The sequence below is a fragment of the Microbacterium gubbeenense DSM 15944 genome (genome assembly GCF_000422745.1).
In the GTDB taxonomy this organism is placed as follows: domain Bacteria; phylum Actinomycetota; class Actinomycetes; order Actinomycetales; family Microbacteriaceae; genus Microbacterium; species Microbacterium gubbeenense.
The window spans coordinates 1-20,632 of the sequence record NZ_AUGQ01000019.1; the positions used below are offsets into that span (position 1 = coordinate 1).

At 64.4% G+C, this 20,632-nt stretch carries 13 protein-coding genes, 2 tRNA genes and 3 rRNA genes; 2 read left to right on the forward strand and 16 right to left on the reverse strand.

The window, feature by feature from the left end; translation table 11 throughout:
• Positions 1 to 43: 43 nt before the first annotated feature.
• The 9 genes from rrf to serS form a co-directional block, all read right to left on the reverse strand.
• Positions 44 to 160 (reverse strand): 5S ribosomal RNA (gene rrf, locus G510_RS0110530).
• Between the two features lie 153 nt (positions 161 to 313).
• A 23S ribosomal RNA gene (locus G510_RS0110535) occupies positions 314 to 3,414 on the reverse strand.
• Between the two features lie 361 nt (positions 3,415 to 3,775).
• Positions 3,776 to 5,301, reverse strand: a 16S ribosomal RNA gene (locus tag G510_RS0110540).
• The 16S, 23S and 5S rRNA genes sit together here, the layout of an rRNA operon.
• 582 nt (positions 5,302 to 5,883) lie before the next feature.
• On the reverse strand, positions 5,884 to 6,990 hold the full coding sequence (locus G510_RS0110545) for a fatty acid desaturase family protein (protein WP_029153602.1): 1,107 nt from the start codon (positions 6,988 to 6,990) through the stop codon (positions 5,884 to 5,886).
• Positions 6,991 to 7,187: 197 nt separating this feature from the next.
• A tRNA-Ser gene (locus tag G510_RS0110550) sits at positions 7,188 to 7,279 on the reverse strand.
• 62 nt (positions 7,280 to 7,341) lie between these two features.
• Positions 7,342 to 8,595, reverse strand: coding sequence for an LCP family protein (locus G510_RS16500; protein WP_157560552.1), 1,254 nt, complete (start codon positions 8,593 to 8,595; stop codon positions 7,342 to 7,344).
• Between the two features lie 21 nt (positions 8,596 to 8,616).
• Positions 8,617 to 8,701 (reverse strand) — tRNA-Ser (locus G510_RS0110560).
• A 58-nt stretch (positions 8,702 to 8,759) separates the two neighbouring features.
• The gene (locus tag G510_RS0110565) at positions 8,760 to 9,623 is read right to left on the reverse strand and encodes an HAD-IIB family hydrolase (protein WP_245563310.1); all 864 of its coding nucleotides are present in this window, start codon (positions 9,621 to 9,623) and stop codon (positions 8,760 to 8,762) included.
• On the reverse strand, positions 9,620 to 10,888 hold the full coding sequence (gene serS, locus G510_RS0110570) for a serine--tRNA ligase (RefSeq protein WP_029153604.1): 1,269 nt from the start codon (positions 10,886 to 10,888) through the stop codon (positions 9,620 to 9,622). The genes G510_RS0110565 and serS overlap by 4 nt, the downstream gene beginning before the upstream one ends.
• Positions 10,889 to 10,930: 42 nt before the next feature.
• Between serS and G510_RS0110575 the strand changes: the two genes are divergently transcribed.
• Positions 10,931 to 11,926, forward strand: a complete 996-nt coding sequence (locus G510_RS0110575; RefSeq protein ID WP_029153605.1) for a diacylglycerol/lipid kinase family protein — start codon at positions 10,931 to 10,933, stop codon at positions 11,924 to 11,926.
• 13 nt (positions 11,927 to 11,939) lie between these two features.
• On the opposite strand, the gene cls is transcribed toward G510_RS0110575, so the two are convergent.
• Together cls and G510_RS18565 are read right to left on the reverse strand one after the other, a co-directional pair.
• Positions 11,940 to 13,400 carry a cardiolipin synthase gene (gene cls, locus G510_RS0110580; protein WP_029153606.1) on the reverse strand — a complete coding sequence of 487 codons (1,461 nt, stop codon included), beginning with the start codon at positions 13,398 to 13,400 and terminating at the stop codon, positions 11,940 to 11,942.
• A 53-nt stretch (positions 13,401 to 13,453) separates the two neighbouring features.
• Positions 13,454 to 13,630: a hypothetical protein gene (locus G510_RS18565; protein WP_169562607.1), complete on the reverse strand. Its 177-nt coding sequence runs from the start codon at positions 13,628 to 13,630 to the stop codon at positions 13,454 to 13,456.
• Positions 13,631 to 13,752: 122 nt separating this feature from the next.
• Between G510_RS18565 and G510_RS0110590 the strand changes: the two genes are divergently transcribed.
• Entirely contained in the window at positions 13,753 to 14,883 is a 1,131-nt protein-coding gene (locus G510_RS0110590; protein WP_029153607.1) for a DUF4192 family protein, read from the forward strand.
• Positions 14,884 to 14,894: 11 nt separating this feature from the next.
• Here G510_RS0110590 and lysS read toward each other — a convergent pair whose 3' ends face one another.
• From lysS to G510_RS0110620, 5 genes are all read right to left on the reverse strand, one after another.
• Positions 14,895 to 16,409: a lysine--tRNA ligase gene (gene lysS, locus G510_RS0110595; protein ID WP_029153608.1), complete on the reverse strand. Its 1,515-nt coding sequence runs from the start codon at positions 16,407 to 16,409 to the stop codon at positions 14,895 to 14,897.
• Between the two features lie 86 nt (positions 16,410 to 16,495).
• The gene (locus G510_RS0110600) at positions 16,496 to 17,206 is read right to left on the reverse strand and encodes a DUF2520 domain-containing protein (protein ID WP_029153609.1); all 711 of its coding nucleotides are present in this window, start codon (positions 17,204 to 17,206) and stop codon (positions 16,496 to 16,498) included.
• Between the two features lie 113 nt (positions 17,207 to 17,319).
• Positions 17,320 to 18,253 (reverse strand): IS5 family transposase gene (locus tag G510_RS17970; RefSeq protein WP_245563313.1). Its coding sequence is split into 2 segments (ribosomal slippage): positions 17,320 to 17,874 and positions 17,876 to 18,253, totalling 933 coding nucleotides; the frame shifts between segments, so codons are not numbered across the junction.
• A 46-nt stretch (positions 18,254 to 18,299) separates the two neighbouring features.
• A complete protein-coding gene (locus G510_RS16505; RefSeq protein WP_245563311.1) occupies positions 18,300 to 19,961 on the reverse strand; it encodes a PH domain-containing protein in 1,662 nt (553 codons plus the stop codon).
• Entirely contained in the window at positions 19,958 to 20,491 is a 534-nt protein-coding gene (locus G510_RS0110620) for a PH domain-containing protein (RefSeq protein ID WP_029153612.1), read from the reverse strand. Before G510_RS0110620 ends, G510_RS16505 begins: the two co-directional genes overlap by 4 nt.
• Positions 20,492 to 20,632 lie beyond the last annotated feature (141 nt).

Consider the following 20,632-nt stretch of genomic DNA (forward strand, 5'->3'; position numbering starts at 1 on the left):
AAGGGTCGCCCAACCCTGGGCGACCCTTCCATCATCAAAAATAGTTCGGCGGCGTCCTACTCTCCCACAAAGTCCCCCTTGCAGTACCATCGGCGCTGAGAAGCTTAGCTTCCGGGTTCGGAATGTAACCGGGCGTTTCCCTCTCGCTATAACCACCGAAACACTCACACCACTAACACACACCCACCCCACTCAAGGGACGATGCGGCCAGTGAAACATAGGTTTCAACAGCAACACTGTTAAAATATCAATCCCACAGGGTCATACCCTGGGAACCACAAAGTGGACGCGAACAGCTCTTAGAAAGAAAGTGTTATCAAGTCATCGGCTTATTAGTACCAGTCAGCTACACACATTACTGTGCTTCCACATCTGGCCTATCAACCCAGTAGTCTGCTGGGAGCCTCTCGGACCGAAGTCCACGGAAGTCTCATCTTGAGGCCGGCTTCCCGCTTAGATGCTTTCAGCGGTTATCCATCCCGAACGTAGCCAACCAGCCATGCTCCTGGCGGAACAACTGGCACACCAGAGGTTCGTCCAACCCGGTCCTCTCGTACTAGGGTCAGATCCTCTCAAACTTCCTACGCGCGCAGCGGATAGGGACCGAACTGTCTCACGACGTTCTAAACCCAGCTCGCGTACCGCTTTAATGGGCGAACAGCCCAACCCTTGGGACCAACTCCAGCCCCAGGATGCGACGAGCCGACATCGAGGTGCCAAACCATGCCGTCGATATGGACTCTTGGGCAAGATCAGCCTGTTATCCCCGAGGTACCTTTTATCCGTTGAGCGACAGCGCTTCCACACGCCACTGCCGGATCACTAGTCCCGACTTTCGTCCCTGCTCGACCTGTCAGTCTCACAGTCAAGCTCCCTTGTGCACTTACACTCGCCACCTGATTGCCAACCAGGTTGAGGGAACCTTTGGGCGCCTCCGTTACTCTTTGGGAGGCAACCGCCCCAGTTAAACTACCCACCAGGCACTGTCCCTGAACCGGATCACGGTTCGAAGTTAGATGTCCCAAATGACCAGAGTGGTATTTCAACAACGACTCCACAACCACTAGCGTGGCCGCTTCACAGTCTCCCACCTATCCTACACAAGCCATACAGAACACCAATACCAAGCTATAGTAAAGGTCACGGGGTCTTTCCGTCCTGCTGCGCGAAACGAGCATCTTTACTCGTACTGCAATTTCGCCGAGTTCGTGGTTGAGACAGTTGGGGAATCGTTACGCCATTCGTGCAGGTCGGAACTTACCCGACAAGGAATTTCGCTACCTTAGGATGGTTATAGTTACCACCGCCGTTTACTGGGGCTTAAATTCTGAGCTTCACACCGAAGTGTTAACCCTTCCTCTTAACCTTCCAGCACCGGGCAGGCGTCAGTCCGTATACATCGTCTTGCAACTTCGCACGGACCTGTGTTTTTAGTAAACAGTCGTTCCCCACTGGTCTCTGCGGCCCACACACCCCTTCACACGCAAGGTGCTATAAGTGGTGGGCGCCCCTTCTCCCGAAGTTACGGGGCCATTTTGCCGAGTTCCTTAACCACGATTATCTCGATCTCCTTGGTATTCTCTACCTGACCACCTGAGTTGGTTTGGGGTACGGGCGGCTAGAACCTCACGTCGATGCTTTTCTTGGCAGCATAGGATCACCCACTTGAAACGCATCACGTCTCAGCCTTCATGACTCCCGGATTTGCCTAAGAGTCGGCCTACACGCTTGCACTGGACACCATCTGCCAGCTGGGCTACCTTCCTGCGTCACACCTGTTAATACGTTAACCGCACCAGCATGGGGTCGTGCGCTAGGCCACCCGGTGAACCCCGAAGGGTCCGATGGATGGATTCAGGCACTTAGCACCACTGGATTAGCTTGGACGGTTCTTCGCCGGTACGGGAATATCAACCCGTTATCCATCGACTACGCCTGTCGGCCTCGCCTTAGGTCCCGACTTACCCAGGGAAGATTAGCTTAACCCTGGAACCCTTGGTCATTCGGAGGACACGTTTCTCACGTGTCATTCGCTACTCATGCCTGCATTCTCACTCGTGTGGCGTCCACGGCTGGATCACTCCGCCGCTTCACTCGCCACACGACGCTCTCCTACCCATCAACACGACTGCCCCGAAGGGAATCGCATGTGTCAATGCCACAACTTCGGTGGCGTGCTTGAGCCCCGCTACATTGTCGGCGCGGAATCACTTGACCAGTGAGCTATTACGCACTCTTTCAAGGGTGGCTGCTTCTAAGCCAACCTCCTGGTTGTCTAAGCAACTCCACATCCTTTCCCACTTAGCACGCGCTTAGGGACCTTAGATGGTGGTCTGGGTTGTTTCCCTCTCGACGATGAAGCTTATCCCCCACCGTCTCACTGCTGCGCTCTCACTTACCGGCATTCGGAGTTTGGCTGACGTCAGTAACCCTGTGGGGCCCATCGGCCATCCAGTAGCTCTACCTCCAGTAAGAAACACGCAACGCTGCACCTAAATGCATTTCGGAGAGAACCAGCTATCACGAAGTTTGATTGGCCTTTCACCCCTATCCACAGCTCATCCCCTCAGTTTTCAACCTAAGTGGGTTCGGTCCTCCACACGCTCTTACACGTGCTTCAACCTGGCCATGGATAGATCACTTCGCTTCGGGTCTAGGACACGCGACTAAAATCGCCCTATTCAGACTCGCTTTCGCTACGGCTTCCCCACTCGGGTTAACCTCGCCACGTATCACTAACTCGCAGGCTCATTCTTCAAAAGGCACGCCGTCACCCCAACAAGGAGGCTCCGACGGTTTGTAAGCAGACGGTTTCAGGTACTATTTCACTCCCCTCCCGGGGTACTTTTCACCTTTCCCTCACGGTACTTGTCCGCTATCGGTCATCTGGAAGTATTTAGGCTTATCAGGTGGTCCTGACAGATTCACACGGGATTTCACGGGCCCCGTGCTACTTGGGATCCCTACAACCGCAGAACACGCATGTCGACTACGAGACTGGCACTCTCTTTGGTCCTGCTTTCAAACAGGTTCGTCTATACGCTTCTGTACGATCAGAGACTCGGCAGAATCTCTAAGTAGGTCCCACAACCCCGCACGTGCAACGCCTGCCGGCTTGAACACACGCACGGTTTAGCCTCATCCGCTTTCGCTCGCCACTACTCACGGAATCACTTTTGTTTTCTCTTCCTGTGGGTACTGAGATGTTTCACTTCCCCACGTTCCCTCTACCCGCCCTATATATTCAGGCGGGAGTCACCAGGACACATAAATGCGCCTGGCGGGGTTTCCCCATTCGGAAATCCTCGGATCACAGCCCGCTTATCGGCTCCCCAAGGCTTATCGCAGATTGCTACGTCCTTCTTCGGCTCCAGATGCCAAGGCATCCACCGTCTGCTCTTAAAGACTTGAAATCACATGAGTCACAAACCACAAAGGTTTGTGTTCGCTTTCTTTAAGATGCTCGCGTCCACTGTGTAGTTCTCAAAGTACGACCACACCCCAACCCTCCACGCAAACGCGTCTCAGATAAGGGGTGGAAGAAGCCTCGCTACCACGCACAAAGCGTGACGGCTGAGCCTTCAGGACCCAACAACGTGCATGCACCCCGCTCTGACAACCCCCACGTTCCCACCAAACCAAAGGTCCGGCGTACTAGCGAAAATCCCCACAACGAGATGCCTTGTCAAAAGTTCTACCCATGAGCCCCAGAGCAGCACATTCGGCCACTAACTGGGTTTCTGGACACCCCAAAGGGTGTCAGATGCTCCTTAGAAAGGAGGTGATCCAGCCGCACCTTCCGGTACGGCTACCTTGTTACGACTTAGTCCTAATTACCGATCCCACCTTCGACAGCTCCCTCCCACAAGGGGTTAGGCCACCGGCTTCAGGTGTTACCGACTTTCATGACTTGACGGGCGGTGTGTACAAGACCCGGGAACGTATTCACCGCAGCGTTGCTGATCTGCGATTACTAGCGACTCCGACTTCATGTAGTCGAGTTGCAGACTACAATCCGAACTGGGACCGGCTTTTTGGGATTCGCTCCACCTCACGGTATCGCAGCCCATTGTACCGGCCATTGTAGCATGCGTGAAGCCCAAGACATAAGGGGCATGATGATTTGACGTCATCCCCACCTTCCTCCGAGTTGACCCCGGCAGTATTCCATGAGTTCCCACCATAACGTGCTGGCAACATAGAACGAGGGTTGCGCTCGTTGCGGGACTTAACCCAACATCTCACGACACGAGCTGACGACAACCATGCACCACCTGTATACCGACCACAAGGGGGCGACTGTTTCCAGCCGTTTCCGGTATATGTCAAGCCTTGGTAAGGTTCTTCGCGTTGCATCGAATTAATCCGCATGCTCCGCCGCTTGTGCGGGTCCCCGTCAATTCCTTTGAGTTTTAGCCTTGCGGCCGTACTCCCCAGGCGGGGAACTTAATGCGTTAGCTGCGTCACGGAGACCGTAGAAAGGCCCCCACAACTAGTTCCCAACGTTTACGGAGTGGACTACCAGGGTATCTAAGCCTGTTTGCTCCCCACTCTTTCGCTCCTCAGCGTCAGTTACGGCCCAGAGATCTGCCTTCGCCATCGGTGTTCCTCCTGATATCTGCGCATTCCACCGCTACACCAGGAATTCCAATCTCCCCTACCGCACTCAAGTCTGCCCGTACCCACTGCAAGCTGGAAGTTGAGCCTCCAGTTTTCACAGCAGACGTGACAAACCGCCTACGAGCTCTTTACGCCCAATAATTCCGGATAACGCTTGCACCCTACGTATTACCGCGGCTGCTGGCACGTAGTTAGCCGGTGCTTTTTCTGAAGGTACCGTCACCCGAAGGCTTCTTCCCAACTAAAAGAGGTTTACAACCCGAAGGCCGTCGTCCCTCACGCGGCGTTGCTGCATCAGGCTTGCGCCCATTGTGCAATATTCCCCACTGCTGCCTCCCGTAGGAGTCTGGGCCGTGTCTCAGTCCCAGTGTGGCCGGTCACCCTCTCAGGCCGGCTACCCGTCGACGCCTTGGTGAGCCACTACCTCACCAACAAGCTGATAGGACGCGAGCCCCTCCCGAACCGAAAAATCTTTCCCACGAGTAACCATGCGGTTCTCGTGCGTATCCGGTATTAGCAGCTGTTTCCAACTGTTATCCCGAAGTTCGGGGCAGGTTGCTCACGTGTTACTCACCCGTTCGCCACTAATCCACCCAGCAAGCTGGGCTTCATCGTTCGACTTGCATGTGTTAAGCACGCCGCCAGCGTTCATCCTGAGCCAGGATCAAACTCTCCAAAAAGAAAAAATGCATACCCACACGGGAAAACGTGTAAGCAGCGAGTTTGATGCTGACCAATGTGATGTCATCTGACATCAAATGATCCAAAGGAATCTCTCAAAGCTAGGAAAACCTAGCCCGAGGACATATTGGCATTTGACAAGTGCACGCTGTTGAGTTCTCAAGGATCAGACGCTCCCAGCCCTCAGCAACCAAGCTGAGCCCTCCGGGGCAACTTCTCTATCTTATCACCGTGATTCCGACTGTCAAATCCGACACGCCGAAGCTACCGAAGCAACCAGGCCATCAGACCGGCAAACCGATCACAGCGACAAGCCACAAACTTACTCAGCCAAGCTGAATGAATTCTGAAGGCGAAATGTTTAAGGATTTCACTTTCATATCCGTAAGCCATCATCCGAATCAGCCGAAGCGATTCATCTGATATGTGGATTGTGTCGTCAACCTGGGGTGTGGGAGCCTTTCAGCTCAACCTCACCGCTTGGCGGCGACAAGGGATTACATTACGCGGATCTCGGGGCGGGGCCAAGTCGAGGCGCCATCCGGGCGTGTCGACGTGCGCCGGCGGGATCCGCCCGCGCGTCAGCGCCGGTACTGCGCAGCCATCGGGCAGTCGAACGGGTCGCGAGCGGCGAGGCCCACGCGGTTCAGGTACTCGATGACGATCAGGTACGAGCGGCCGATCGACGTCTCCGTGTACGGCACGTCGTTGCTCTCGCAGAAGTCGCGAACGATCTCGCGGGTTTTGGCGAGGTGCGGGCGCGCCATGTTCGGGAACAGGTGGTGCTCCACCTGGTAGTTCAGCCCGCCCATGAGCCACGTCGCCCACCAGCCGCCGCGGATGTTGCGCGAGGTGCGCACCTGCTTCGTGAAGAAGTCGAGGCGCGCGTCGGGAGCCACCACAGGCATGCCCTTGTGGTTCGGCGCGAAGGACGCGCCCATGTAGACACCGAAGACGGCGAGCATGACGCCCAGGAAGGCGAATGCCATGCCGAGCGGCAGCATCAGGAAGATCGGCGTCAGCAGCAGCGCGAAGCGCACCGTGATCATCGAGATCTCTGCCCAGCGCCCCTTCACGCGGCCGCGCGAGGCGAGGTGCACCACGCTGTGGCGATGCAGGTTCAGGCCCTCGAGCGTCAGCAGCGGGAAGAACAGCCAGCCCTGGTAGCGGGTGATCGCGCGAAGCGGTCCGCGCGCTTTGGCCGCGTCCTCGTCGAGGAACGAGATCGTGTCGATCTCGATGTCGGGATCCTTGCCGACGCGGTTCGGGTTGGCGTGGTGCCTCGAGTGCTTCGAGTCCCACCACGCGTAGCTCATGCCGACGAACGCCGCGAGCACGCGCGCGAGGCGGTCGTTCGCGGGTCCCGTCGCCAGGATCTGTCGGTGCGCGGCCTCGTGAGCGAGGAACGCCACCTGGGTGAACAGGATCCCGAGCGCGCCCGCGATGAGGAGCTGGAACCAGCTGTCACCGAGCAGGATGAATCCGGTCACGGCGCCGCCGAAGCCGACGGCGATCGCGAGGCCCACGAGCGCGTAGAACCACGGCGTCCGGTGCAAAAGGCCGGTCTCTCGCACGGTGTTCGACACCTGCGAGTACGCGCGTGCGATCGGTGGGAAGTCTTCGCGGCGTGCGTACGTCTGACGCACGGGCCCGAGGGTTGATGCCTGTTCGACTGTGGCGGACGACATACGCGACCCCGATCCTTCTTCGGGTCGCCACTCGACGACCGTGTGGAAGCCAGAGGCAATCGCCCATCGCTTTCTGACACGGTACCGGGGCACGTATGTCGCGGGGCGCATACAGGCACTCTCATAACGAAGATGCCAGCCCGCACAGAGAAACGACGTGGGCGCCTCGCAGAAAAGCGAGGCGCCCACGTGAATTTTGGCGGAGACGGGGGGATTTGAACCCCCGGTCGAGTTTAACCCCGACCCTTCATTAGCAGTGAAGTCCGTTCGGCCGCTCCGGCACGTCTCCATGTGCGCGAACGCACGTTGAGCAATGTTACCTGCTCGCGGCGGTCACGTCGAAACGGCGTGTCAGAACAGGCCCTCGGCCGGCTCGCATCCCACGCCCGCGTCGTCGGCGTTCGATCCCCGCAGGTATTCCGGCAGGGCGACCTTGGTCGGGTCGATCGTGGGCTCGGGCGTATCCGTCGGCGACGGCGTCTCGGTGGCCTCGGTCTCGTCCTCGCCCAGGAGGATCGGCTGGTTCTGCTCGAGCGCCTGAGCGATGAGCTCCCACGACTCCGTCACCGGGATCAGCCGGTTGTGGTCGGCGGGCGAATCGGCAGCGGGGAACTGGATGAACGCGTAGTCCTCGAGCGGGATGCCCCGCAGGGCGCCCGCGATCGACACCATCGCCATCGGATCCGTCAGCCCGGTCGATACCTGCGCGTTCGTCGTCACGGCGTTCGCCAAGCGCAGCATCGCCGGAACATCACTGAAGGTCTCGTTGCTCACGAGCTTGCGCACGAGGGCACCCATGTACAGCTGCTGATTGCCGATGCGATCCAGGTCGGATCCGGTCGCGAGCGTCTTGCGCGTGCGCAGGAACTGGAGCGCCTCATACCCGACGAGGGTGTGTTCGCCAGCCTCGAGCTCAAGGCCCGTGTCCGCGTCGAACGGGATCGGGTCTGCCAAACAGACGTCGACGCCGCCGATCGCGTTGGTGATATCGATGACGCCGCCCCATGTCATGAGCGCGGCGTGGTCGATCTCGAGACCCGTGAGCTCGGTCGCAGTGCGCGCGACGCAGTCCAAGCCACCCGTGCTGTACGACTGGTTGAACATGGTCGCCGTGGCGGCGCCCATCGGATTGCCGTCGAAGTCTTCGCACGCCGGGCGATCGGTGAGCAGGTCTCGCGGAACGCTGATGACCGTCACGCGTCGAGGCTCCGGCGAGACGTGAATAATCATGTTCACGTCGTTGAGCTGGCTCGTGTAGGAGTTCTTCTGGGCTTCGACCAGCGCGGGCGGACAACGATCGCCGAACTGATCGGCCCAATCTTCCTCACACTTGTCAACGCCGGTCACCAGAATGTTGACGTCCTCGTTCGGCAGCACGTCGACGTCCGGGGCGTTCACGTCCTGCCCTGCGAGGGTGATGGCGTTCTCCCTCAGCGACCCGAAGTAGTCGTTGTACGCGTATGCGCCGACGCCCACGATGGCGACGAGCACCGCCGACAATGCGAACGCCGCCCCCTTGAGGATGCGCGGCATCAGACCGGGCGAGCGCAGCTTCGTGTGGCGCGCGATAGGCCCGCGCGGGCGGTGACTCGACGAACTGCTCACACAGGTCCCTTCGCTATGCGGCGGAGAGTGTGGGATTCGAACCCACGAAGCATTTCTGCTTACTGGTTTTCAAGACCAGGTCCTTCGGCCGCTCGGACAACTCTCCTGGCGTGGGCGAAACCCACGTACCGCGCCGATTCTAACGGAGGATCGTATGATCGCGCTCAGCTCGCCGTCAGGCCGATCTCGTCAAGCGCCTGTGCGACGCCACCGAGCTCGACGGACGCGGTGATCCGGGATCCGTGAACGGCGACCTCCGGCAGCGCCTGGCCCATCACCACAGCCTCGCCGCCGGACTCGCGCGCCCAGTCGAGCATCTGGATGTCGTTGCGCCCATCGCCCATCACCACGACGTTGCCGGGCGGGATCTCTTCGAGCTCGCGCACGTGCTCGAGGGCGGTCGACTTGTCGACGCCCTGCGGCGCGATGTCGAGCCAGGCCGACCAGCCGACGGAGTACGACACCTGCTGCAGGCCCATCTTGTCGACGAATTCCGCGAAGCTCGTGCCGCCGTGGTCGTCCGAGACCACGACGACGCGCGTGACCTCGTGGCCCTTCATCTCCTCGATGTCGACCTGGCGCGCGTTCGGGCCGCGCAGGTTCCAGTCGTCGAGGCGATTGTTGAACAGGCGCGACCCGTCTGCGAGCTCGACCAGGTAGTTTCCATCGGGCAGGTGCTGCTCGATGTGCGTGAGCACATCGGTCGCGTCGAACGTCTCGACGATGTCGCGGCGGTATCCGCTCGGCGCCAAGTCGTCGCGGGTCATGATCGTGGCGCCGTTCGCCGTGACGATGTGCCGCGGCGAGAGGCCGAGCTGCTCGAGCACGTACCCCACCGATTCCCAGCTGCGGCCCGTGGCGATCGTGACGATGTGGCCGAGCGATTCGGCCGAGCGGACGGCGTCCACGACGCCGGGGCTCAGCGTGTCGTCCTCGAGCAGCACCGTGCCGTCGAGGTCGAGCGCGATGAGCCGACGATCCTCGGGGCGGACCGTCGATTCTGCGGCCTCGATAGCGGGGTTGGTCACGCCAGCGGCTCCAGCACCTCGAGCCCGCCGAGGTACGGCCTCAGCGGCTCCGGGACCACGACGGATCCGTCGGCGCGCTGGTGCGTCTCCAGCAGCGCGACGAGCCAGCGGGTCGTCGCCAGCGTGCCGTTCAGCGTCGCGACCGGCTGGGTCCTGCCGCCGTCGGTGCGATGACGGATCCCCAGGCGACGCGCCTGGTAGGTCGTGCAGTTCGACGTCGACGTGAGCTCGCGGTACGCGCCCTGCGTGGGCACCCATGCCTCGGTATCGAACTTGCGCGCCGCGCTCGAGCCCAGGTCGCCCGCGGCGACGTCGATCACGCGGTACGCGAGGCCGAGCGACGAGAGCACCTGCTCCTCGAGGGCGACGAGGCGCTCGTGCTGAGCTTCGGCGTCTGCGGGGTCGCAGTACACGAACATCTCGAGCTTGTTGAACTGGTGCACGCGGATGATGCCGCGGGTGTCCTTGCCGTGCGATCCGGCCTCGCGCCGGTAGCAGGTCGACCATCCGGCGTACTTGATGGTTCCGCTCTCGCCGAGGTCGAGGATCTCATCGGCGTGGTACCCGGCGAGCGCGACCTCGCTCGTGCCGACGAGGTACAGATCGTCGTCTTCGAGGTGGTAGATCTCGTCGGAGTGCTCTCCGAGGAAGCCTGTACCCGCCATGATCTCGGGGCGCACGAGCGTCGGCGTGATCATCGGGGTGAAGTCGTTCTCGAGCGCGGTGTTCAGCGCGTAGTTCATCAGCGCGAGCTCGAGGCGCGCGCCGACCCCCTTCAGGAAGTAGAACCGTGCGCCCGACACCTTCGCGCCGCGTTCCATGTCGATCGCGCCGAGCATCTCGCCGAGCTCGAGGTGGTCGCGCGGTTCGAAGTCGAACGTGGGGATCTGGCCGACCTCGCGCAGCGTGACGAAGTTCTCCTCACCGCCTGCGGGCACGCCCTCGATCACGATGTTCTCGACGCGGCCGGCCGCGGCGCGGTACGCCTCGTCGGCGGCCTTGGCGGCCTGATCCGCGTCCTTCACCTTCTGCGCGAGCACCTTCGCCTCGGCGACGAGCCGGGGCTTGTCCTCCTTGGGCGCCTTGGCGACCGTCTTCCCGAACGCGTTCTGCTCGGCGCGGAGCTGCTCGAACGCCGCGAGCGACTCGCGGCGCGACGACTCGGCCACGATCGCAGCGTCGACAGTATCGGGCGAGTTGCCGCGCGCGACCTGCGAGCGCTTGACGGCCTCGGGGGCATCACGGAGAAGAGCGGGATCGATCACGCGACAAGTCTATCCGCGCCGCCGAGGCCCTATGGTGGTCGTATGGGCGACGAGCGGGAACACACGCGGTTCGCCGCGGTCGTGTTCAACCCCATCAAGCTCAGAAGCTCGGCTCAGCTCATCGCCGCCATCACGAACGAGTCGGCGCGCGCCGGCTGGCGAGAGCCGCTCATCCTCGAGACGACGATCGAGGATCCGGGCCAGGAGGCGACGCGACGCGCGCTCGCGGAGGGCGCGAACGTCGTCCTCGTCGCGGGGGGCGACGGGACTGTGCGCGCGGTCTCCGAGGCGATGCACGGATCCGGCGTACCACTCGCGATCATTCCGAGCGGCACCGGCAACCTGCTCGCGCGCAACCTGCGACTGCCGCTCGACGGCACCGACCGGATGGTGCGGGCCGCGATCGACGGCGCGGTGCTGCCCGTCGACATCGGCATCGCCGAGATCACGCGGCCATCAGGCGAGCAGGAGACGCACGCGTTCGTCGTCATGGCCGGTATGGGCCTAGACGCCGAGATGATCGCGAACACGAACCCGCGGATGAAGAAGCAGCTCGGCTGGGTCGCGTACGTCGATGGCGCGGCCCGATCGCTTCCGCGGTCGAAGTCGTTCCGCCTCGCCTACCAGATGGACGGGATGAGCCTGCAGATGGCGAAGGTGCACAGCGTGCTGTTCGCGAACTGCGGTGCGCTGCCCGCCGGAATTGACCTCGTGCCCGACGGCCGCATCGACGACGGGCTGCTCGACGTCGCCCTCATTCAAGCGCGCGGTCCGCTCGGATGGCTCAGCGTGTGGCGGAAGCTCTGGTGGGACAACTCGGTGCTGCGCAAGTCGCGCGTCGGGCGCAAGATCGTGGCGAAGACGCGCAACCAGTCGATCCGCTATCTCGTCGGCGCGGAGGCGGAGGCCGCGTCGCCCCACCCGCAGCCCGTCGAACTCGACGGCGACGAGTACGGCATCGCCGCGCGGATCCGCTGCCGCGTCGATCGCGGCGGCCTGCTCGTGGCCGCGCCGCACGGCCATTCCGTGAGCGCCTGACGCACCCGTTGCCTCACTGCAGAGCGGACGTGAGCCGCGCGACGTTGTCGAGCGCGCGCGACCTCAGCGGCTGCTTCTCCCACTCCTCGATCGTGAGCAGCCGGCTGTTCGCCCGATAACTCTCCTCGACCTCGCGCAGCTCGGTGACGAACTCCTCGCCGCGCACGAGAAGCGACACCTCGAAGTTCAGGCCGAACGATCGCATGTCCATGTTGCTGGATCCGATCACTGCGGTCTCGTCGTCGATCGACAGCGACTTCGTGTGCAGGATGTACGGCGCGCGGTACAGCCAGATCTTCACGCCCATACCTAGGAGCGATTCGTAGTAGCTGCGCTGCGCGTGGAACACGAGGGGCTGGTCGCCGATCTCGCTCACGAACAGCTCGACCTCGACCCCGCGGTTGGTGGCGCCGTCGATCGCGCGCAGGAGCGCCTCGTCCGGAATGAAGTAGGGGCTGACCATGTGGGCCTTGCGCTCGGCCGCGTACAGCAGGCTCAGGAAGAGCTGGAGGTTGTTCTCGCTCTCGAACCCCGGGCCGCTCGGGACGACCTGGCAGTCGTAGTCGTCGGTGCCCACGAGCGGCGTCACGAGGTCGATCTCGCCCGGGGTCTCCCCCGTCTCGCTGTAGTAGTCGGTGAGGAAGACCGCGTCGACCGATCGCACGACCGGGCCCTCCAGGCGCACCATGAGGTCGATCCACTTCAGGCCGCGGCGGATGTTGCTCGGAACGTTGTAGGAGGGATCCGTGAGGTTCTGCGATCCGACGAACGCGACCTCGCCGTCGACGATGAGCAGCTTGCGGTGATTGCGCAGATCCGGGCGCTGGAACTTCCCGTGCAGCGGCTTCAGCGGCAGCAGGAAGTGCCAGTCGGCGCCCATGCGCGTCAGGCGCTCTTTCGTCTGGCGGTGAAGCGGCTTGGACAGGTTCGCCCAGTGGTCCATGAGCACCCGCACGTGCACGCCGCGCGCGATGGCTTCTTCCATCGCCACGAAGAATCCCTCGGTGGCCGCGTCGCTCTTGAGGATGTAGAACTCAATATTCACGTACGTCGTCGACGAACGGATCGCCTCGGTCATCTCGTCGATGCTGGCTTGGTAGTCCGAGATGATGCGCGCACTGTTGTCGCCCGACAGCGGCAGGGCGCCGAGCGTGCGGTTCATCTGCACGATCTGGTCGAACCACTTCGGCGGGTCGGGCAGCAGCGAGCCGAGCTCGAGGTGATGGTTCGCCTCGCGCAGCACCTCGTTGACCTCGGTCTGGATGTCGCGACGCTTCTTCGGCAGTCTCGGGTAACCGATCAGCAGGAACAGGAGCACGCCCGGAACGGGCAGGAAGAAGATCAGGAGCAACCACGCCATGGCCGCTGTGGGGCGTCGACCGGGCGGCACGAACAGAATCGCCGTGACACGGATGACCATGTCGACGATGAAGACGATGGCGGCCCAAACGGTCGACCATGTGATCAGATCCACGCGTCTCCCTTCGCGGCACTGAGCCGCCTGGGGTCAGCCTATCTGTCGGCGGGTCATTCGCCGCGCGGGGGCAGGCCGCGCTTCATGCGCTCTTCGGCCTCGACCTTCGCGTATGCCCGACGCTCGACGCGGTCGAACCTCAATACGCTGCGCAGGATCCAGAAGAACAGCACCGTGATCACGATCGTCGGAGCGATCGACCACAGCGCAGTTGCCCAATATCCGTCCACACCCGCATCCTATCGCCGCGTCGTGTGGATCGGCTGGGGGTCAGCGTGCTCACAGCGGCGTTCTCGCGAGAAAACCTGTGCATAACCGATTCCTGGGGCCGGCGATGGCGAAACATCGTGGCATGCCCGTTCAGATCAGAGACTCATCCGCCGTCCACCTCCTACAATCCGTGCCGCTCCAGGTCGGCTACCGGCCGCGCGAAAGCCTCGTGCTCATCCCCATCGTGCGGCAGACGACCAACGGCGTGCTGCGCGTCGACCTCCCCGGCCCCGGCCACATCGACCGCTGTGCGACGGTCGCGGTCGGGTGCCTGCGGCCGATGCCCGATGTCGACGACGCCATCGTCATCGTGTACACCGATGAATCGGCGCTCGATGGCTCTGGCGTCGCATACGAACAGCTCGTCACCGCCGTCATCGATCGCGCCGAGGCGATCGGCATCCGCGTCACGGGCGAAATGTGCGTCGGTTCGGACGGCTGGACGAGCTACCGGGATCCTCAGTTGCGGCCGCTCGATGAGATCGACTGCGGCGAGGACCTGCCGGCCGACGGCCCGCGGGCGGGTGCTGAGGTGCCGCGGTCGGACGCGTCCGACCGCGCAGAGGTGGCCCGGTGCGTCACCGCCCTCGACGCAATGCCGGGCGACGCGCTGACGAGGCTGCGCCCCGGCCGCCCGCAGCCGGTCGCGAACGACGCCGACATCGATCGCGAGCTCGCGGCGTTCGCGGCGGATCCGCACGGCGTGTTCGCGCACGCGGTCGCCAGTTCGGGCGACGTCCCGCCGGCGCGCGCGGCGATGTGGCTATGGATCCTCAGCTGTCCCGCCGTGCGCGACGTCGTGCTGACCCAGTGGGTCGGCGACGCCGCCGAGGCGCGCCGCACGCTCGCCTGGCAGGAGAGCTGGCTCGACGGCGAGACCGATCAGCCCGACTTTCCCGTGCGGCTCGCCGGCGACGGTTCCCGCCCCGATCCCGAACGCGTGCGCGGCGCCCGCGAGTTCGTGCGCGCCCTCGCCGGTCGCGCCCCGAATCGTCACCTCAGCGCGTGCCTCGCCGTCTGCGGATGGCTGTCGTGGGCGCTCGGCAGCTCATCGCTGGCGGCCGAGTTCGCGGGCCGGGCCATCGAGCTGGCGCCCCATGCCACGTTCCCGGCGCTCATCCTGCAGCTGACCGACGCGGGCATGCTGCCCGGCTGGGCGTTCGACCCGAACGGGCGACCGCTGACACCCCCGTGGATGCTCGCGAATGTGTGACGCCGCTCGCCCTACTTCACGAGCGGGAAGAGGATCGTCTCGCGGATGCCGAGACCTGTGAGGCTCATCATCAGGCGGTCGATCCCCATGCCCATGCCGCCCGACGGCGGCATGCCGTGCTCGAGCGCACGCAGGAAGTCCTCGTCGATCCGCATGGCCTCGTCGTCGCCGCTGTCGGCGAGCTGGGCCTGCAGAGCGAACCGCTCGCGCTGGATGACGGGGTCGACGAGCTCGGAGTATCCGGTCGCCTGCTCGTATCCATTGAGGTACAGATCCCACTTCTCGACGACGCCCGGAATCGAACGGTGCTCGCGCACGAGCGGGCTCGTGTCGACCGGGAAGTCCATGACGAACGTGGGCTCGGTGAGGTGGTCGCCGACGAAGTGCTCCCAGAGCTCCTCGACGAGCTTCCCGTGCGTCGCGTGCGGCGGCACCTCGACGCCGCTCTTGGCGGCCAGCGCCTCGAGGTCTGCCTGCGACGTATCGGGCGTCACCTCGACGCCCGCGGCCTCCGAGAGCGACGGGTACATCGAGATGCGGGTCCATTCGCCGCCGAGGTCGTGCTCGGTTCCGTCGGCCCACGTGACGGTGGTGGATCCGTGCACGGCGATCGCGGCGTGCTGGATGAGCTTCTGCGTCAGGTCGGCGATGCCGTTGTAGTCGCTGTACGCCTCGTAGGCCTCGAGCATCGCGAACTCGGGGCTGTGCGTCGAGTCGGAGCCCTCGTTGCGGAAGTTGCGGTTGATCTCGAAGACGCGATCGATGCCGCCCACGACCGCTCGCTTGAGGTACAGCTCGGGGGCGATGCGCATGAACAGCTCGGTGTCGAACGCGTTCGAGTGCGTGATGAACGGGCGCGCCGCGGCGCCGCCCGGCTGCACCTGCAGCATCGGCGTCTCGACCTCGAGGAAGTCGTCGTCTTCGAACGTCTGGCGCAGGCTCTTCATCACGGTCGAGCGCGCGCGGACCGTCTCGCGGGCCTGGTCGCGCACGATCAGGTCGAGGTAGCGGTGGCGCACCCGCGATTCTTCGCTGAGCTCGGAGTGGAGGTTCGGCAGGGGCAGGAGCGCCTTGGCAGCGACCTGCCACTGATCGACCATGATCGACAGCTCGCCGCGGCGGCTCGAGATGACCTCGCCCGAGACGAACACGTGGTCGCCGAGGTCGATGAGGTCTTTCCACGCCGCGAGCGACTCGTCGCCGACCTTGGCGAGCGAGACCATCGCCTGGATGCGCGTGCCGTCGCCGGCCTGCAGCGAGGCGAAGCAGAGCTTTCCGGTGTTGCGGCTGAACACGATGCGGCCCGCGACGCCCGCCGTGACGCCCGTTTCGGCGCCCGCTTCGAGGGATCCGTACTCGGCGCGCAGTGCGGGGATCGTCGTCGTGACCGGGACCGAAACGGGGTACGCACCGCCCGCGGCCGAAGTGCGCTCGGCGTTCAGCTTGTCGCGCTTCGCCAGTCGCACGGCCTTCTGCTCGAAGACGTCGTCTTCGGGTGCGGCGGCGGTTTCGGGCGAATCAGTCATGCGCGTCATCCTCGTTCGGGGTGGTCGAAAGCGCCCCCAGTCTATTGGCCCCGCGCTGGGAGATCGGAGCCCGGCGACGCCCGGCCTCAGCCCTCGAGATCGGGCGGCAGATCCGGGATCGCCGGCGTTGCCTCGGCGAGCGCGCGATCGACGGTCGACCGCACGAGCGACGACAGGAATCCGCCGGGGTTGTCGATGCCGATCTCGCGGAGCAGGCCCGTCGACTGCCGCACGATCTGGCGGGAGAACTGCGCCGCCGTCTCGATCGCCTCCGCGTAGGCGGCCCGGTCGGATTCGGCGATCACGACCGGCTCGCATCCGAGCTCGACGGCGAGCGCCTGCGCGATCGGCAGCACGGGGCCCGGCGCCGACACGGCCGCGTAGGTCGCGGCGAGCTGGCGCAGATCCATCGACGTTCCGGTGAACGTCATGGCGGGGTGCACGGCGAGCGGGATAGCACCCTTCTCGGCGGCGGGGCGCAGCACGTCGATCCCGTGCGCGGCGTCCGGGTGCAGCAACAGCTGTCCCATCTGGATGAGGCCGGCATCGGCGTAGCCCTGGATGGTCGCGGCGAGTTCGGCGCGCGGCACCGCCAGGATCACGAGCTCGCTGCGTCGCAGCACCTCGGGCGCCTCCAGAACGGGCGCGCCCGGCAGCACGGCCGCGGCGCGTTCGTCGTCGGATCCGCTCGTGATGCCGGTGATCTGGTGGCCCGCCCCGGCGAGCGCCGCTCCCAGTACGGGACCGACGCGGCCCGCACCGATGATCCCGACGCCCAGTCGTCCCTCGCGCTGCATGAAGCCAGGTTCGCACGCGCGGCGCCGATGGCGGAATCCGCGCGCGTCGCGCGTCCGGTGACGCTAACGGATCCTCGTGGGCGGATTCGGATCCGTTCGCGTCACCGGAGTCGCTAGGGCGTGTCTCCTAATAGGGTCGCCCAGGTGAGGCAGGCGTGGAGGACGGCTCCGGCTCTGTAGGTGATGGCGAGTTTGTCGTAGCGGGTCGCGATGCCGCGCCACTGCTTGATCAGTGCGAAAGACCTCTCGACGACGTTGCGGTCTTTGTAGGCGTCTTCGTCGAACGCCGGCCTGCGGCCGCCCTTGGAGCCTTTGTGTTTGCGGACGGTGATCTGATCACTCTTCTCGGGGATCACGGCCCGGATCCCGCGGGCGCGGAGCATGCGCCTGTTCACTCCGCTGCCGTAGGCCTTGTCGCCCAAGACAGCGTCGGGCCTGGTGCGTGGCCGTCCTCCCCCGATCCGGGGGACGCGGATGTCACCGAGCACGTGCTCGAGCATCGCCCCGTCGTTGCGTTGGCCGCCAGTGACCACGATCGCCAACGGCAGTCCGTGGCCATCGACGACATGGTGGATCTTCGTCGTCAATCCGCCGCGGGAGCGGCCGATGCCGTGACCTGGCGGCTCGGTCTCATCCCACGGCAGATGTTTGTAATTCGAGAACGCCCCCTGTGTCCTGGTCAGGGCGCGTGGTGTTCGTCGCGTGCTGGTGCGCACGCGCAATCGTCGCATCCACCGAGACGTCCCAATCAATCAGCCCGACCGCATCCGCTTGCGACAGCAGCGCCTGCAGCACCCGGTCCCAAGTGCCATCGCCGGCATAGCGGCGATGCCGCTTCCACACCGTCTGCCAGGGACCGAACTCCGCCCGCGGCACATCACGCCACGGCGTCGAGGTCCGGAACCGGTAGATGATCCCGTCAACGACGCGACGATCATCACCGAACGGATGGCCGCGCCGCCCCGTGTTCGACGGCAGTAGCGGGGCGATCAACGCCCACTGCGCGTCCGTCAACCGGCGAGTACGAGAGTCCAGAACCAAAGTCACCCATCCAGAATCGCGCGTCAATCACGAACCATATGGGAGACACGCCCTAGACCGACGCCCAGCGGTGGGTGCTGTCGTGCTCGGCAGCGGCGAGCGAGCCGCGCGCCAGCAGGTCGGCGATCTCCTGCACGTCGTCGACGTCGAGCGACGTCACGTTGCCGGACACCGGGCCCGGCACCGTGTGCGCCCGCAGGTGGGCGAGACGCTGCCCGCGGGCGAAGATCCCCTGCGACACCGAGACACCCTGAATGCGGGCGAGCGGGAACACCGCGAGGCGGCGTCCGAGGCGCCCCCGTCGCACGAGCATCGCGAAGCTCGTCACGCGCACGCCGAGCCGGCCGCGCTGCAGCCAATGCCAGAAGTACGCGCGCTTCGGGATCACCGTGAACGGGTCCTGAGCCTGCGGCCCGACCATGCCGTGCTCCCAGACGAACAAGCGGTCGCCCTCGGGCGCGGCCGGCAGAAGGAGGCCGACGACCCGCTCAGCGTCGGCACGCGTGCCGACCGGCAGGATCATCGACGCGGCCGCCGCCTGACCCGAGCTCTGCTGCGACGCGCTCTGACCGCCCATGCGGTTGATGCGCACGCTCCACCAGCCGAACGGGCGCCAGAGCAGACTCTGCGTCACCTCGACGGCGTGGACGCGACCCGGAGGAATCGTTCGGGTCACGGTGGTGAGCAGTCCGCTCGATACGCGCACCCCATCGGGGGTCGGCGCGATCGAGAACCGGAATCCCTTCGAGAGCGCGCTCCACACGATGGCGACGACCGCGATGACCATCGGGATGCCGGTCGTGACGGCCGTGATCGCGAGCACGAGCCACTTCTCGGGGCCGTCCTCGAAGATCGCGATCGGCACGATCACGAAGGCGATGATCAGGACGAAGAAGAACAGGAGCCAGAGGAGCCCGGTGATCGCCTGGGAGGCGATGAGTCGTCCGATCGGGATGCGAACGACGGACTCGGGCACGACATCGTCGGTGTCGACGCCGTCGATGATGTTCGTCACGCCCTGGTTGAAGGTGCCGGCAACGCTCGCGCGCTCCTCAGGGGCGTGCGCCGCGGGCGCGTTCGCCTCGGCCTTCGCCTGCCGCACGCCGGAGGCCAACCGAAGGATGTCGGCACGCACCTGCTCGGCCCTGTTCGTGGCGAGGTACTCGAGCGCCACGTCGGCGCCCGTTCCGGCACCCTCGAGCGTCAGCTTCGCCATGCCGATGAGACGCGCGGGGAACGGCCGCGTGAGGTTCACGCCCTGCACACGGTCGAGCGGGGCCCGCCGCTGCGAACGGAAGATGATGCCCTTCTTGACCTCGACGTTCTCGCCGGTGATGCGGAACTGCTGAAAGCGCCACACGAGCCAGTAGCAGACGATAACGATCGCGACGAGCACGACCAGCCCCAGCAACACGAGGAAGACGAGGTTGTTCGCCATTACCCAGTCGAGCCCACGGCTCACCGGGTCGTCGGAATCGATCTCGATCTCGCTCGACATCTCGTGCGGCGCGAACAGGCGCACCCCGAAGTAGATCAGCCGGTCGCGCAGGTTCGCGAACACGATGCCCAGCACGACGATGAACACCAGGCCGCCCTTGAACAGCGGCGTGAGCGGGTGCAGGCGATGCCACTCGCCGTCGGCGAGATTGCTGGATCCGCCGTCGAGCAGCAGCTTCGCCACCCGCCCGTGCGCGTGGGGTTCGGGCGTCGTCACAGCCCGGTCCTCCGCGTCTCCGCGACCTCGATCAGGGTGTCGCGCAGCGCCTCGGCGGCGGGGGTCGCGAGACCGGGGACCTCGACGCCCGTCGACGCGGCCGCCGTCACCATCTTGAGCTTCGAGATGCCGAAGAGGCGATCGAGCGGTCCGTGCGTGATGTCGATCAGCTGCATGCGTCCGTACGGTACGGCGATCAGGCGCTGCCAGAGGATGCCGCGGCGGAAGACGATGTCGTCGCCGCGCAGCATGTAGCCGAGCGCCTTCGCCTGCCGCGGCAGAATGATGAGGCTCACGACGGTCACGGCCACGATCGCGCCGCCGGCGAGCCACGGCCACCACTCGCCCGTCAGCGTCGCAACGACGGTCGCCGCGACCGCCACGATGACGAGCAGTGCGATCTCCTGGACGAGCTGGGAGACGACGTATTTCGGCGAGATCTGGTGCCAGGCGCCGTCGAGCGCGAGGCCGCCGCGCGGTTCGCGGAGCTTCGTGTAGGTGCCGTCGTCGAGGACCTCGGGCGCGGCGATGGGCTCGCGCGCCGGGGGAAACTCCGGATCCGCGACGGGCTCGGGCGGCACCGGGGGCTGCGCCTCGTTCGCTACCTCGGGCGCCTCCGACCTTGCCGGCGCGGGCGGATCAGGGCGCTCTGGGATCTGCGGAGTCGGCGG